The 15573-nt window shown below is 48.6% G+C and carries 5 protein-coding genes; 1 reads left to right on the top strand and 4 read right to left on the bottom strand.

What is annotated here, in order from left to right; translation table 11 throughout:
- Positions 1 to 6: 6 nt before the first annotated feature.
- From D9Y29_RS19130 to D9Y29_RS19115, 4 genes are all read right to left on the bottom strand, one after another.
- Positions 7 to 3411: a SusC/RagA family TonB-linked outer membrane protein gene (locus D9Y29_RS19130; protein WP_127131216.1), complete on the bottom strand. Its 3405-nt coding sequence runs from the start codon at positions 3409 to 3411 to the stop codon at positions 7 to 9.
- 114 nt (positions 3412 to 3525) lie between these two features.
- The gene (locus D9Y29_RS19125; protein WP_127131214.1) at positions 3526 to 4785 is read right to left on the bottom strand and encodes a FecR family protein; all 1260 of its coding nucleotides are present in this window, start codon (positions 4783 to 4785) and stop codon (positions 3526 to 3528) included.
- A 65-nt stretch (positions 4786 to 4850) separates the two neighbouring features.
- On the bottom strand, positions 4851 to 5456 hold the full coding sequence (locus D9Y29_RS19120; protein ID WP_127131212.1) for an RNA polymerase sigma factor: 606 nt from the start codon (positions 5454 to 5456) through the stop codon (positions 4851 to 4853).
- Positions 5457 to 5564: 108 nt separating this feature from the next.
- On the bottom strand, positions 5565 to 6920 hold the full coding sequence (locus D9Y29_RS19115; protein ID WP_164735480.1) for a TlpA family protein disulfide reductase: 1356 nt from the start codon (positions 6918 to 6920) through the stop codon (positions 5565 to 5567).
- Positions 6921 to 7245: 325 nt separating this feature from the next.
- Here D9Y29_RS19115 and D9Y29_RS19110 point away from each other — a divergent pair, with 325 nt between their 5' ends.
- Complete coding sequence (locus tag D9Y29_RS19110) at positions 7246 to 15567, top strand: SpvB/TcaC N-terminal domain-containing protein (RefSeq protein ID WP_127131207.1); 8322 nt, start codon at positions 7246 to 7248, stop codon at positions 15565 to 15567.
- Positions 15568 to 15573: the final 6 nt, after the last annotated feature.

Genomic DNA, 15573 nt, shown 5'->3' with positions numbered 1-15573 from the left:
TCATTATTAAAAATTAGCCATCACCGTTAGTGTGCAATAGCGTGCAAAGGGATAGGCAGTACCTCTTTCGATACGAACAGTGGAAAGCCTGAGAATATCGTTCATGTTCATCAGCACCTGCAGCCTTTGCATTTTCAGTTTTTGTACAAACGCATGACGATAGAAATCGTAACCGATGTTCACCGAGGATATCTCCAGTTCACTCAGGTCCTGCACAAACCTGGAGGTAGCCAGGGTAAGGGTATTGACGGTTCCGATACTTTTGAAGAGCACATTATCGCCCGGCTTCTTCCAGGAATCATAATAAGCCCGCTTGTCTACATTGTAATTAAGTTGTGCGTTCTCTACCTTATCAACGAGGGTTTGATTATAGATCTGTCCACCCATCCTGTACCTCGCAATCACCCCGATGCTGAATCCTTTTACTTCGAAGTTCAGTCCGGCAGTGCCCATCAGCTTTGGCTGGTTCACGCCGGCCACCACTTTGTCAAGCGGGTCCCATTGATCCGTGAAAGAGCCATCTCGTTTTACGAAGATCTCTTTGCCGGTAGCCGGATCTATGCCACGGCTGGGTACCGCCCAGATAGCTTCCAGCGACTGTCCTTCCTGGAAGCGGACAAGCGGTTTATTGGATTCTTCGGATAGTTTATCCTGCTCTTCCGTGAGGGACTTGAGCGAGTTGGATATCTTCACGATCCTGTTGCGGTTGGTGATCCCCGTTACAAACAAGTTGAGCGATTGGCGGTTCCGGTTATTGACGAACATTCTATAGCTCACCCTGAACTCCAGACCGGTATTGGTGATCTGCCCGAGATTGGCTTTATAGGAACTGAACCCGAGAGAAGGAGGAATGGTGATATCTGTCAGCAGGTTGGTGGTGATCGCTTTGTAAAGATCAACCCTGATATTGAGCTTGTTTTGAATACTGGCGTCTATGCCCACATTATAATCGAGTTTTTGCTGCCATTTCAATTCAGGGTTCCAGAGCCCGTTTAGATAAACGCCGGGTAAGCCCTGGTAAGAATCATCCACAAAATAATTATACAATAACAGCGCCTGGTAAGCATTGAAATTCTGCGAACCTGTATAACCTGCGGAGCCTCTCAGTTTCAGCATCGTGATCTGAGGGATTTTTTGAAAGAATTTCTCGTGATGGAGATTCCAGCCTGCGCCTACCGAATAGAAACTACCCCAACGGTTAGCCGAACCGAACTGAGAAGAAGAACTTGTTCTCAGGGAGAAATCAGCGAAGTATCGGTTATCGTATGAATAGCTTCCGATGGCCAGTACGCCCAATTCGCGACTGATGGATTCCGCACCTGTTGGCTTGGCATTCTCTGCATATTGTTTGGCGAAAAGAATATTATCCATCCTGTCGTTCGGAAATCCAATAGCGGAATAGAGGAAACTTTCGCTTTTATCTTCCCTGATATTTCCGCCCAGGTTCGCAAACACGCTGTGCTTGCCCCAGCTGCCGGAATAATTCAGGTTCAGGTCGCCACTCACCATCGATGCTTTTCCATTTCCTTTATTGTAGGACCCTTTGCGGAACATATTCTCGCCAATGAGACCGATAAAACTTGTATGATTACCCGGCAGGAATTCATCTGATCCATTGACGGTATTGGCAAATCCGAACCTGCCAACCAGTTTAAGGCTCTTCGATATAAAATATTCCAGGTAGGTATTATTGGTGAGGTCAGTGTAATTGGTGGTGGATGTAGTATTCAACATCGCGTTGAAGAGCGGGTTGTACACGGGCTCGGTGAGAACGGGGCCGATTCCCAGGAATTTTATTACGGAGCCATCTTCGTTATAAGGTCTCCAATATGGGTTCAGGCGGGCGTATTCGCTGAATTCACCATAAGGAGAATTGGCGGTTTTGATCCCGGTATATTGAAGCAGGTTCCTGAAAAGGATCTTCTTATAGCGATAGGTCAATTGAAAGGCGCCGCCGATCGTTTTCCTTTCACTGCCCTTCATAACACCCTGTGTATTGTTCATGAAAAGAGTAAGACCTGTTCTGAGCCTGTCGTCCCCTACTTCAAATCCAACTGTTTGTTTATGACTGAAGCCTATCCTGGTGGGTTGTGCAAGCCAATCGGTATTCACACCATTCTGCACTTCACGCAGGTTGGCATAATAAAGACTGTCGAATATCAGTGCGGCGGGTGGTTGTGGACGGTAGTAAGCGCCGAGTTCTTTTTCCAGCGTGATCTTTTCACGTGCGTTGGTGAGGTTATAGCTCGATAGGTCAGGTATTTCGATGCCATAAGTCCCGGTGTAATTGATCCTGAGCTCACCGGGTTTTACTTTCACTGTTTCGATCACGATAACGCCGTTGGCTGCGCGTGAGCCATACAATGCTTTGGCTGAAGCATCTTTCAAAATGGTAACGGACTCAATGCGGTTGATATCGAGATCATTCACTTTTTCGATGGTCATTTCAAAACCATCTACAATGAATAATGGCTGATTGGGATTGGTAGCGTATTGCCCTTTCACATCAGGGAATGAAGAAGTGCCCCTGATCTGCATTTCAAGCATTTTATTCGGATCGGACCCTGTTGCCAGGTTCTCAAAAATATTGAGGGCGGGGTCCATGCTTTTGAGGCTTTGAAAAATATTCCTGGAACCTGCCTGCATTAGTTCCTGCCTGCTGAATCGGACGGAAGCGCCGGTAAAGCTTTCAGCTTTCCGGTTGACGATACCTGTGATCACCACATCATTCATACGGGCTTCCTCCTGCTTCAGGCGGACCCTCAGGTAACGGTTGTTACCAACCTTTATTTCCTGGGTGGTGTAACCAACAAAGCTGATCACGAGAATATCATCCGGTAATGCATCGAGGGAGAATTGTCCTTTGCTGTCTGACTGGGTGGTCTTACCCGTTCGTTTCAGCATGATGGACGCCCCTTCCAGCAGCAATCCTTCCGCATCATAAACTGTTCCGTTGATGGTTGCAAATGTTTCTGTTGTCTGCAGGACTGAAGTTTCCCGGTTAGTGGCAGCACCTGATTTTCGGCTAAGAATGATATCCTTCCCGTTGATCCTGAACTGAAGCGGTTGTGACAGCATCACTTGCTGCAGGAAATCAGCAAGGGGCATATTGCTGGCAGTGATAGTAACGGTGTTAGACAACCGAAAAAGTTCATTTCTCCCGAAAACGGTATAGCCGGTTTGCCGTTTGACTTCGGTGAACAGTTTTTTAAGCGGCATATTGGCCGCGTTGATTGAGACAGTCTGGCCCGTACCTGCAGCAGCAGCATGCAGCATGGTTACGGTAAGCAGTAGCGTGGTTAATTTCATCACCAACAAAATTTTGATGAAGCCACCACCTTTGCCGGGGGCTTTGACGGATGGATTGCCATCTTCCCCCCGTACCTCGGTGGTCGGGGCAGTTTTTTTCATAATTTGCACTGGTTTTGGTTGATTGATTGGAAAAACAGACTCCTATTACATTCTGCCAAAGCTTCGGGTGTCGCCGGCCAGCGACACCTTTTTTATGGCATGATAAGCCGGGTTTTATTTCATGATCGTTAGTTTTCGTCCTTCTAATTTGTATTTCAGTTCTGCATCCTTGAAAGCGAGCAGGATATCACCCAGGGAATTATCGCGGCTCAGCTCTCCATAGAATTCGGTATCCGGAACGCCATCTTCATAAACGACCGTTACATCATACCATCGTTCCAGTTGTTTCATCACCTGGCGCAGTTTCATACCTTCAAAATTGAACCGGCCATTCTTCCAGGCCAGCACCTGTTCCATATCCACGGACCGGTCTACACTGATCTTAGATGTGGGATTTATTTTTCCATTGGCTGTCTGTGCCACTGTAGCCTGTTCACCGGGTTTTATTTTCACAGCGTTGTTATTTTGTGCAGCCTGTGCTTTCACAAGCAATGAGCCTTCCACCAAGGTTACTTTCACTTCTTTTTCACTGCTGTATCCATTTACATTAAAAGCGGTTCCCAGCACATCCAGCTGGAGGCCTGTTTCTGTGCTAACGATAAATCCCCTGCGGGGATCCTTCGCTACTTCCAGGTAAGCTTCGCCCTTCAGTTCCACCGCTCTGGTTTTCCCGGTGAAAGCAACAGGGTACCTGATAGAACTCATTGCATTCAACCAGACTTTCGAGCCATCGGGAAGCTGGATCCTGAATTGCCGGCCGGCAGGTGTTTCGAGCGTATTGTAAGCAGTTGCCCCCCTCGTCCCGGCGGTCTGTGAAGCGCTCCCATAGCGAAGTTCACCATCTTCCCATTGCAGATCGGTTGAATGCTCACTGGTTCTGAATCCATCGTTCACCGTATCGAGCAATACTTTTGTTCCATCCGAAAGGGTCAGCACAGCGCCTTGCTGCGGGGCTTTGATCTTGAACGCTTCTCCTATATTTTCTTTAGCGGTCAGGTTGGCCGTTTGTTCGGATATATTTTGCCAGATCAGCCATCCGCCGACAACCGCCAACAGGATGGCAGCAGCAGCCGTCCAACGGAAAAGCATACGGGATTTACTGGAAGGCTTTTGTTCTCCGGATATCGATTTTGTTACAATCGATGCAGGATCTTTCCGGTCGCTATTCAGAATATTTTGCAGGATGGCTTCATCATTGGCTGAAAGGGTGACCTTAACTGTTCCGGGCTGACGCTCCAGTAAGTCCATCAGGTAGGCTCTCAGCGTTCCGCTGTTCTCTTCCTTCAGCAATTCATTCAATTCATCCCACTCCTTTGTGGTCAATGAATTGCTTCTGAAAGCCTGTATGATATATGCAATACGGTCTTTATTCATATTGAATGATTGAAGGTTTAATAGCTAGTGGATAATAAGACCCGGCACAGGAGAGAACGTACCAATTACATTCTTTTAAAAAGGATATTGAGGATAACGAGTATATTGATAACGATACCGGCATCTCTTAAATAAGACCGGATCTCTTTGAGAGCAGTGGAAAGCGAATTTTTTACAGTGCTGATGCTGAGATCCAGTTCGGCTGCGATCATTGAAGGTTTCATTCCCTGCTCACGGCTCATGGAAAAGATCAACCGGCGTTGCGGAGAAAGCCGGTCAACGGCCAATTGTATCAGCCGGCGAAGTTCCTGTAAATCATATTCAAGGTCTGGTGTAATGGATTGTTGTACGGGAACTGTAGTGGCCGACTTCTGAAGCAGTTGCCTGTAAGTGATCTTCTTTCGCAGGAATCGCATTGTCTCGTTGGTGGCAATGGTAAAGATCCAGGCTTTGAAATTATTCAGTTCAGTCAATTCATCCCTGTTCAACCAAACGCGCAGGAATATTTCCTGCAGGATACCTTCTGCGGCCAACTCGTCTGCTGTAATGCGCCGGATATAGTTTTGCAACTGATCCGCATACCGTTTGTAAAGTTCATAGAACGCAGCCTGGTCACCCTCTGCAATGTTATGGAGGGTCAATTTTTCATCATATAGTGCGGCTTGCTGCAATACGGAGGTTTAGTGTAGTAAAGATGCTAAAAAAATCAATGCATCTCATGTGGACATTAACCGGCCCACAATTCCTTCGTATCCGGCCTCAAAAGCATTGATCATTAATTAGGGTTTACTGAGGAGCTGATCCAGTAATAGCCTCAGCTCAAAGGATGAGGCCCTGGGAGCATCGCCGTACAACATCTTCCCTGTTTTATCAAAGATCATGAAGCGGGGAATGCCTCCGATCCTATACATTTTTGAAAATGGACTGTTTGGACCGGCAAAGAGCTGAATGCTTCCCGGCGCTTTTTCCGCAACAAAGTTTTTCCAGTAATCCCGGAATTTTTCCGAATCCATGGAGATGCCCACGAAGGCCACGTTCTTGTTGCCATAATCGTGTTCGAGTTGTTTCAGCGAAGGGAACTCCGCAACGCAGGGCACACACCAGGTTGCCCATACATCCACCACTACAATTTTTCCTTTCAAGTCTTGAAGGGCAACAGTATTGCCTGCTGTATCAGGTAAGGCGAAGCCTTCAACGGCCCATTGCTGCAGGGGTAATCTGGAGGTGGTGATGGCCAGTCGCTCTTTGAATCGTTTTTGTTGGGCAGGGTTGATGATTGAGGGGCCGTACCGTTCTTTATATGATTGTAAGCCTTCTTGCGTTTTTAATTGTCGTAACGCATCTATCACAATCTCTGCCCGCAGAACCGGATGTTGAACATCTTCCAGTTGCTTTTCCATATCGAGTCCATAAGCAAAGGTTTTTCCCTGCAGGTTTTGTTTCAGATAGTACAGGGATTCCAGCAATTTCATGCCGAAGGGATGGGATTCAACACCTCCATTCTTTGTGAGGCTTTTAGTATCGATGGTTCGATAAAATGGGTGCAGATCAGTAGGTTCTTCTTTGGTGGCTTTGGCGAGTGTGAGATAACTGGTGGCTGCGAAAATGAGATCAAGGCGAATGACCTTTTGCAGTGAGCTGTCGAGGGAAGGGGCGCCAGTTGCGGGAATTAGCGGCTGGCTGTCCCATTCCTTCAGCCAGTTGTCGAGTTTGGCATTGAAATCCGGCATATTACTTCTCTCGGGTTGCTTCCTGGCGTGTTCACTCAATAATGGCCATATGCGATGGCGCCATTGCAAAAGGAATGCATTCACAGGTTCCGGAGACCGGATCGAAAATGCAGTATCATTCAATTCCAACTGCAATGTTTGTCCGGGTTGCAAATAGATCCTTTGTTTCCCTGTTACCTGGAATTCATCTCCTGCACCGAGATAATAATAACCGGATCTCTTTAATGGTATCTGGATTGTAAAGCGGGACTGTTTTGGATGCTGGCGGACCACTGCTGAAGTAACAGGTTGCAGACGGCCATACGTGGCCTGAAAGACCCTTGGCTTGCTTTGTTGAGTAGATGAAAAAGTACATTCAATTGTCGCGCTTTGACACCAGGCCTTCGAAGCGGGAACAAGGATCATTAAAAACAAAATAGCAAACGGAATAATCAAACGATGGAAATCCTTCATAGCAGCATTTTATACAAGCGATAGCGCCTGCAAGTGGAAAGACCCTGGCTGGCTGAAAACGTACCAACCGGTGGAAAGTTTTTTTGTATGGGCCACTATCAATACGTTATCATTACACATCAATATTTCAGTATTTCTACTGACACACGCATTGGATTAATTTGACTACATTTATTTCGTTAGTAAGGCTGATTCTCAATCCCCCTGTTACATTTCGCGTTCCGTAGCCCTTTTTTTCCATTGACAATATTAGTAGCACCATTCTAAACTATTGTCTATGCTGAAAGCACCGGAATTCAAAAAAACTGAGGTGAGGGATATCGTTATCCCACACCAGGTATCTGTTGATCCCCAATCAGGTGCTATTGCGCTGAAGGTTCAGGTGCCCCTGACGCCCGGGCGGAATGAACTCAATCCCGATCTTGAGTTGGTATACAGTTCAAACGGCAGGAATTCTGCATTTGGCACCGGCTGGGGGCTCAATGGTCTTTCTTCCGTTTCAATCAACATGAAGGATGGCTATCCTGATTACAATAAAGAGCAACGATATGCTTTTGGTGGGCAGGAACTGGTACCACTACTCCGGGAGCAGGATGGTGAATGGAAACAACGCATAGCAGACAATAGTACACATACCATTTATTACTACAGGCCAACCATCGACCCAACATTCCTGAGAGTGGAAAAATGGGTGAACAAGAATACAACGGACATCCATTGGCGTATCCGCAGCAAAACCAACAATCTCCTGATCCTTGGCGCAACATCTTCCACCCGTATCCAACATCCCCTGCATCCGGGACAAATTTTTCAATGGCTTATTGAGGCAGAGTACGACAACCTGGGAAATGCAGTGGAATATGAATATCAACAGGAAACACAAGAACAGGTCGATTTCAAATCCAGCTATGAACATCACCGATTGCCTTCTGGCAGTGGGCTGGCGCAACAATACATCAAGCGTATTCGCTACGGTAATCGCCTGGCGGTTTATCCCAATCAAAGCCCGCCAGCAGAACAACAATGGTTGTTTGAGATCGTGATGGATTACGGCGAACATGGCAATACGCCTTCCACGGCATACAACATCGTAAATGCATGGCCTGCCAGGCATGATCCTTTCTCTACCTACGCACCTGGCTTTGAACTCAGGACCTACCGGCTGTGCAGACGCATCCTGATGTTCCATCATATGGATGAACTGGGCGCCGGCCCTACACTAACAGGGAGTCTGCAACTCAATTATTCAGAAGGCCCCGATAAAGAAACAACTGTCAGCAGCATCCATTATACAGGTTATAAAAGAAACGGGAACAACTACTCTGAAAAAACAGTTCCGCCATTAGTGTTCGAATACTCGCAGGCATCCCCCGATTCCACTTTTCAACCCGCACGCATCAACAGTATTGAAAATGCGCCACTGGGTATCGGTTCCCTGAACCATAAATGGATGGACCTCTATGGAGAAGGATTGCCCGGCATCCTCTACGAGATGAACAATAGCTGGTATTACAAACCCAACCTGGGTAATGGCATACTGGGGCCACAGGTAACAGTAGTGCAGAAACCATCTGCCCCACTTGGCGCTTATACACTGAACGATTTTGACGGCGATGGCAATCCCGAACTGGTAGTGATGACAGGCCGCGAAGCAGGTTACTATTCATTCGACAGGGAAAAAGAAACCTGGAATGGATTTGTTCCCTTTTCTTCTTCTCCACAGATCGCGGATATGGGTGTACACTCCCAATTGATAGACCTTACAGGAGATGGCTTATCAGACTTTGTAACAGTGGAACAAGACCGTATCACCTATTATCCATCCAAAGGAAAAGAAGGATTTGCTGCACCGGTTCAGATTGCAAAGCCTGCCGTGGACGGCATTGGCATCGGCTTCATTCCTTCTCTCGATTATTTCCTCGCAGATATGACAGGTGATGGTTTGCCCGACCAGGTACGCATCCGGAACGGCAGAATAGAGTACTGGCCCAACCTGGGTTATGGCAGGTTTGGAGAAGGAATCGTGATGGAAAACTCACCACTAATCGAAAACGAATTTGAACTTGACGCATCGCGCATTCGACTGATCGATCTCAATGGCACCGGCACTTCCGACCTGCTGTATTTGGGCAAAGGAGAAATTCGCTACTGGATAAATATTGGTGGCAATAAATTCCTGCCAGGCAAAAGCATTTACGGTATCCCTGTGATTGATCAGTATGCCAATATCCAGGTGATAGATTTCCTGGCCAAAGGCACACCCTGCCTCGTATGGTCCACCTGCACACAATACGGAACAGCACCATTATATTACCTGGAATTGAACAAAGCATTGAAACCCCATTTGCTGCTGAATGTAAAGAACAGCATGGGACAAGAGATACAGGTAACTTACGGCTACTCGGGGCGTCATTATCTTCAGCATAACTGGATCACCAAACTGCCAGGACATACCATTGTGGTGGATGCTTTGACCACCATCGATCATACAGGCAATACCCGGTTTACCCAGCGATGGGAATACTACAACGGTTATTATGATGCAGACGAAAAATGCTTCAAAGGTTTCGGGCTGGTTGATCAGTACGACGCAGATATTTACCAGGGTACATCAGCAGGAATTCCCGAAACAGAATTTTCGGATCCTGTTTGTATTCGGACCTGGTACCACAACGGCGTGGCCGGTGATGAAAAAGAAAGGTCCACCCAATATTATAGCGGTCTTGCTTCAATTTACGCAGACTATGAGATCGAAAGCGCCATCCCGCCAATGAGCGCCATCGAATACAACTATGCATTAAAAGCTTTATCCGGTCAGGTTATCAGAACGGAAACCTATGGACTTGACCATTCCGGTCAAAGGAATGAATATCCTATCGGTATCGGACACACGAAATACTCGATCCGTCGATTGCAACCTGCCACTGCAGAAGAACTGGCGGCTTTTATCGTTTTCCCGCTGGAACAATTTGAATATACTTATGATGCCATTCCCACACACCCTCGCATCAACCATACCATAAACCTGGAAACAGATGCTTTTGGCACAGCTACGCATGTACTGAAACTGGCCTATGGCAATACCGATCCCGCTGCACTGCCTGAACAGCAGTCAACACTTGCCCAGTTGGGTGTCGCCAACATGCTGCATATCGAAACGGAAGAGCAATACATGCAAGGCATTCTACTGGAAGAAAAGCAATACGAACTAAATGGGATATTGCCTGCAACGCCAGGGCAACCTATAGCTTTCAAAGAATTATCTGATCAGGTAGAAGATATGCTTGCCTCTTCCCCGCTTTCCTTCGATGCCGCCTTTACCGGTGGCAGGCAGGCCCGGTTGATGCAGTGGGTAAAGAATTATTACTGGAATGCCGGACAAACCGCAGCGCTTCCTTTCGGAACTGCTGAACTGATGCCGCTATTACATCATAGTGAAACTGCCTGCTTCAACAACAGCTTCCTGGAAAATTCATTGGGAGATCGATACGATCCTTCCATGCCACTCGCAAACGGATATGTTTTCCATGATGCACATTGGTGGCACAAAGGAGATACTGCACAATACAGTCCTCCCAATGAATTCAATGTACTGGCAGCAGAAACACAGGCCGATACCACCAGCTACACCTATACCTACGATCCTTATTTCCTCAACCTTACAAGTCATACTGATCCATTGGGTAATACCACCACCGCGCAACTGGACTATCATTTCCTTGCACCGGAACGCATCACCGATATCAATAACAATGTATCGGAAGTGAGATACGATGCCCTGGGCATTATTGTGCTGGCTACCGTCCACGGCCAGATCCAGGGCAGCACGAATACAGTATTGCCGTATGGTAATCAAACACTGGACCAGTATGTTGAACAGGCAGGTTTTTCCTTCAATGATGTGATCAGCAACCCTGCACAATTCCTGCAGGGAATTTCCAGTTTTGTTTTCTATGAACTGGACAATATTCCCTTACGTACTGTTTCCCTCAGCAGGGAAGAATGGGTAAATGATGGCATGGGAAACGTTCAGAACAACAGCAGGTGTCAATCAGCTATCAGTTACCTCGATGGTTTTGGTCGAAATCTGCAAGACAAAACACTGGTAGAAGATGGACTGGCCATTTCAAGGGATGGCGCAGGAAATATTATCATGGCGGATGAGGAACCCGTACTGGCAGTAGCATCGCCACGCTGGCTGGTATCTGGCCACACCATCTACAACAACAAACAGGATGTGGTAAGGCAGTTTGAGCCCTATTATTCTCCTACTCCTGATTTTGAATCGGACGAGTTACTGGAAAGATTTGGGCAATCATCGCTCCAATTCTATGACCCGCTTGGCCGTCCGGTTAAAACGATTTTCGCCGATGGCACTTTAACAAAAGTGGAAGTAACTCCCTGGCTCTCGAAAAAATATGATCAGATAGATGCCATCGAAGGCTCCGTATATGAATTGGAAAAAGAAGCGCTCACCGATGAAACAGATCCTGAAAAACTTGCTTTGAGAAAAGCACAGGAACACAAGGATACGCCAACCATCACCTACCTCGATGCTGCAGGCCGTTCATTTCTGGTGGAAGAAAAAAGTTCAGAAGGATTAATCAAGCGAACCCGAACGCGTTTGAATTTCCTGGGCAGCCCTGCTGCCATCATCGACCCACGCAGCATCACTGCGTTTACCTATATACGTGATATGCTTGGAAGGGTTTTCTTTGAACACAGTGTTGATGCAGGTGAAAAATGGCAGTTCCCGCACGCTTCCAGTAAAGCCATTCACCTATGGGATGGCCGCGGCTTTCACCAGCAGTTCATGTACGATGCACTCGGCCGTGTTACTACTGTACATGCCGATGGGCCGGGTATCGATCAACCTGTGGAAAGACTGGTATATGGAGAATCGCTGCCGGCAAATGATGCCCTGAACCGAAACCTTCGTGGACAATGTATTGAACATTACAACTCATCCGGAGTAACCAGAATAACCTTGTGCAACCTGATGGGGGTTGTACTCCAGAAAGAACAACAAGTCATTTCCGATTATAAATCAATTCCCGACTGGACCAACCTGTCAGGTGTAACATTACTTCCCGGTATCTTCCACACCCGCACCGTCTTTGACGCGATGGGCAGAATGAAGGAAAGTTCCCTGCCCGATGCCACACAGCGCATATATACATACCTGCAAAGTGGTGCATTGAACCAGGTATTACTAACAACAGGCGATGGTGGCCTGAATGACCAGCCCATTATTCAGGGAGTAGTATACAATGCACGTGGGCAGCAAACGCAAGTGACACTCGGAAATGGTGTGCAGCGGAATTTTCATTATCATCCTCTTTCCATGCGACTGGAAAGAATGACTGCACATATGCCTTCCTCCGGAAGGCTGTACCAGGATATCCGTTACACCTACGACGCAGCAGGCAACCTCGTTTTCCTGAACGACCTTGCCCAGGAAAGTTCTTCCCCCGTCATTACCGGGCTTCCCATTTCCCCGCAAAAAGAATTCACCTACGATTCTTTCTACCAACTGGTGGAATCAAAAGGAAGAACCCATCAATCTCTGGACCATCAGGATTATAGCCAGTTGCCGGAAGCGCCCGGATTCATCAAAGGGACCCGGCATATCACCTTGAACAATGGCGCTTCCATTCGCCGATACAGGCGCTCATACCAATACGATCTCTCGGGCAATCTGCTTCAAATGGAACATCGTACAGAAGCATTACCTGGCGGATCTGCGGTAACCTGGAATCAGAACTTCTGGGTTTCGGGTACCTCTAACCGTTCGCTGCCTGCCCTCGATCTTGCCGGTAACCCGGTGCTTACGCCCGAAACAAAATTCGATCTCTCGGGCAATTGCCTGTACCTCCCGCATTTGCAAAATATTGTATGGAATTACCTGAACCAGTTGCAGAAAGTGGTAGTAATAGCCAGGCCAGGCAGCGTGGACGATGCCGAGTATTATGTATACGGGATAGAAAGCGCAAGAGTGCGTAAAGTCAGTGAACGGCTGGTGGCCGGTCAAACAGAGATTACGGAAAAATTATACCTGGATGGATGCGAGATCATAAGTATTCGCATAAACAATAACGTTATTTTACACAGGACCACTTCACATCTCACCAGTGGGGAGGAACGTGTTGGCTTGTTGCATCAGTGGACAGCAGACACTTCAGGCAGGGAAACAAACAATATTGCACAAAAAAGATTCCACTACCAGTTATGTGAAAATTTGAGTGCGGCCAATATGGAGCTGGATGAATCGGGAGAACTGATCAGTTATGAAGAGTTCTTTCCTTTCGGCTGTTCAGCTTTTATTGCCGGAGACCGGCAACAAGGTATCCGGTTAAAGGATTACCGTTATAGCGGAAAAGAAAGAGATGATGTTACAGGCTTTTATTATTATGGTTATCGATACTACGCATCGTGGATGTGCAGGTGGTTGAGTCCTGACCCCATTAGTCATGAAGACGGATTGAATTTGTACCTGTTCGTAAAGAACGGTCCGGCAGATGAAGAAGATGAGGACGGTCGGCAAACACGCACCAGTCCGGAACGTAGGAGGGGTTCAGTCAGGATCAGCGTACCTCTGAGTTTCCCGAGTTCTTTCAGGGTAACGGATTCATCGGGCACATCTATCAGAACTTTTAATAGCCGTGCCGAATTCATGGCCTTCATTGAAGAATGGAGGGCAGCGCATCCTGGCGCTAACGTTAACGTGTATGATGCCAACCCCGATGCACCCGACGGAGAAAATCCGGGAGATGGGGAAGACAGCGCAGGTGAAGGTGTTGGCGATACAGGAGAAGGAGAAGGAAGTGGTGAGGAAGATGCCGGCGCCGGTACAGGCGCTACCGGCGATGGTGGCGGCATTGGTACCAGTGCAGGCAATGGTATTGGTGATGGTGGCGCCGTAGGTTCCGGTACAGGAACTGGTGCAACAGGCAGTGGTGTTGCTACAGGTACTGGTTCCGGAACTACCAGTGGAGGTTCAGGAACAGGAAGTGGTGGCGCATCCGGCAGCGGGGCTTCAGGAAGTAGTGGAACCGGAAGCGGTGGCACAGGAAGAGGAGGAACAGGTGCTGGCAGTGGCGATGGCCGCACGGGAACGGGTAGTGCAAGCAGGGAGCGGATGAGAGGCGCGCGCGAAGGAGGCACCGGCACACGCGATATAGATCCATCTGCGCCTTATTCATTGGATGGGGATCCCAATGCAAGAGAGGGCACACCTTATTCCGGAACAGGTACTGGATCGGGCGAGGGAAGACCCGGAAGTCCGGATGGAGATCCCAATGGCAGTCCGAACGGTTCGGGTAACGGTACCGGGGAACCGCCGCAGGAACTTGAATGGTGGCAAACAGCATTGATCATAGCTGCCGTGATTGTAGTGAGCGTGGTATTGACCATTGCCACAGCAGGTTTGGCTACCGTAGTATTTGGCGCAGCAGCGGCTACCTCTCTCGGCGGTATGCTCGCCATTGGCGCAGTGGGCGGATTTGTTGCAGGTATGGCCGGCGATCTTACCAGTCAGAGTTTAACGCTTGCTTTCCAGGGCCGCGAAGTGTTGCCCAATCTCAACTGGGGACAGGCTTTGGAAGCAGGAGCAGTAGGCGCTGCGGCAGGATTCCTCACGGCTGGTGCAGGCGCTGCCCTCGCCAGTTCAACCAGGGGCGCAGTTGCTGTTGCTACTTCCGCACGCGCAGCAGGAACAGCCACTTTTTCTCAGAGAGCATTGTTATCGGCAGAATCTGCCTTCAATAATTCAGCAGCATTCCGTGCAACGGTGAGGGCTGCACGCGGCGCATCACTGGGTGGCTTTGGCGGATCTGCCGGTGAAGCCACTCACCAGCTGCTCACCAACGGAAGGATCACAGATACTGGCGCCATCCTGAATGCAGGCGCACAGGGCATGGCATTTGGTGCAGCCATGGATGCAGGTATGGGCCGCATTTCAGATCGCTTGAGCAGACCTGCTGCAGCAGCGCCACCAGGCGGCGGCGGCGCAGGCACTACGCCAACGGCTGCGCCCTCTTCTTCAGCTCCAAGACCACGACCGCTGCCAAGACAACCCGGGGGCGATATAGGCCGCAGCCGCGTTGGGCCGTCCAGTGCAGGCGTCTCAGATAGAATGACCTCACGTACAGACGCCAGCGGCGTACGCAGGCTGGATGCCATGACCGGCAGGCTGGAAGAACCACATACACGCCTCTCAGGCACCGCCACCAGCAGATCTGCAAGGCGGGTAGCACAAGCAGAACATTCTTCCCTCATCAATGGCCGCGATGGAAATGTTTTCCAGGCCGGCCACGCCCGCGATAACCGGTTTGGCGGAATTGGGGGACTCGACAATACTTTCCCGCAGTGGGGATTCATGAACATGGGACAATTCAACCAGTTTGTTGGAAGAGTGGCTGGTATCGTGGAAAGCAGTACCCCGGCAGACCGCATCTTTTTTAGTGTGCAACCACGCTATGCCTCTTCTTCGGCTACTGTTCCCAGTCAGGTCGTTTATTTCCTCCGGGTCAATGGACGAACCGTGGTCCGCGCCATTTTCAGCAATGAACCCGGACGCAATTATGTAAGATATTTTTAAAACTAT

This window comes from Pseudoflavitalea rhizosphaerae, assembly GCF_003991355.1.
GTDB lineage: Bacteria > Bacteroidota > Bacteroidia > Chitinophagales > Chitinophagaceae > Pseudobacter > Pseudobacter rhizosphaerae.
Note: the sequence above shows the minus strand (reverse complement) of the source record. Positions and strands in the feature narration are given on the sequence as shown.

Bases quoted from the DNA above. Each gene is read 5' to 3' on its own strand.
- D9Y29_RS19125 (WP_127131214.1), bottom strand. From the start codon at position 4,785: ATGAATAAAGACCGTATTGCATATATCATACAGGCTTTCAGAAGCAAT.
- D9Y29_RS19115 (WP_164735480.1), bottom strand. From the start codon at position 6,920: ATGATCCTTGTTCCCGCTTCGAAGGCCTGGTGTCAAAGCGCGACAATT.
- D9Y29_RS19110 (WP_127131207.1), top strand. From the start codon at position 7,246: ATGCTGAAAGCACCGGAATTCAAAAAAACTGAGGTGAGGGATATCGTT.
- D9Y29_RS19130 (WP_127131216.1), bottom strand. From the start codon at position 3,411: ATGAAAAAAACTGCCCCGACCACCGAGGTACGGGGGGAAGATGGCAAT.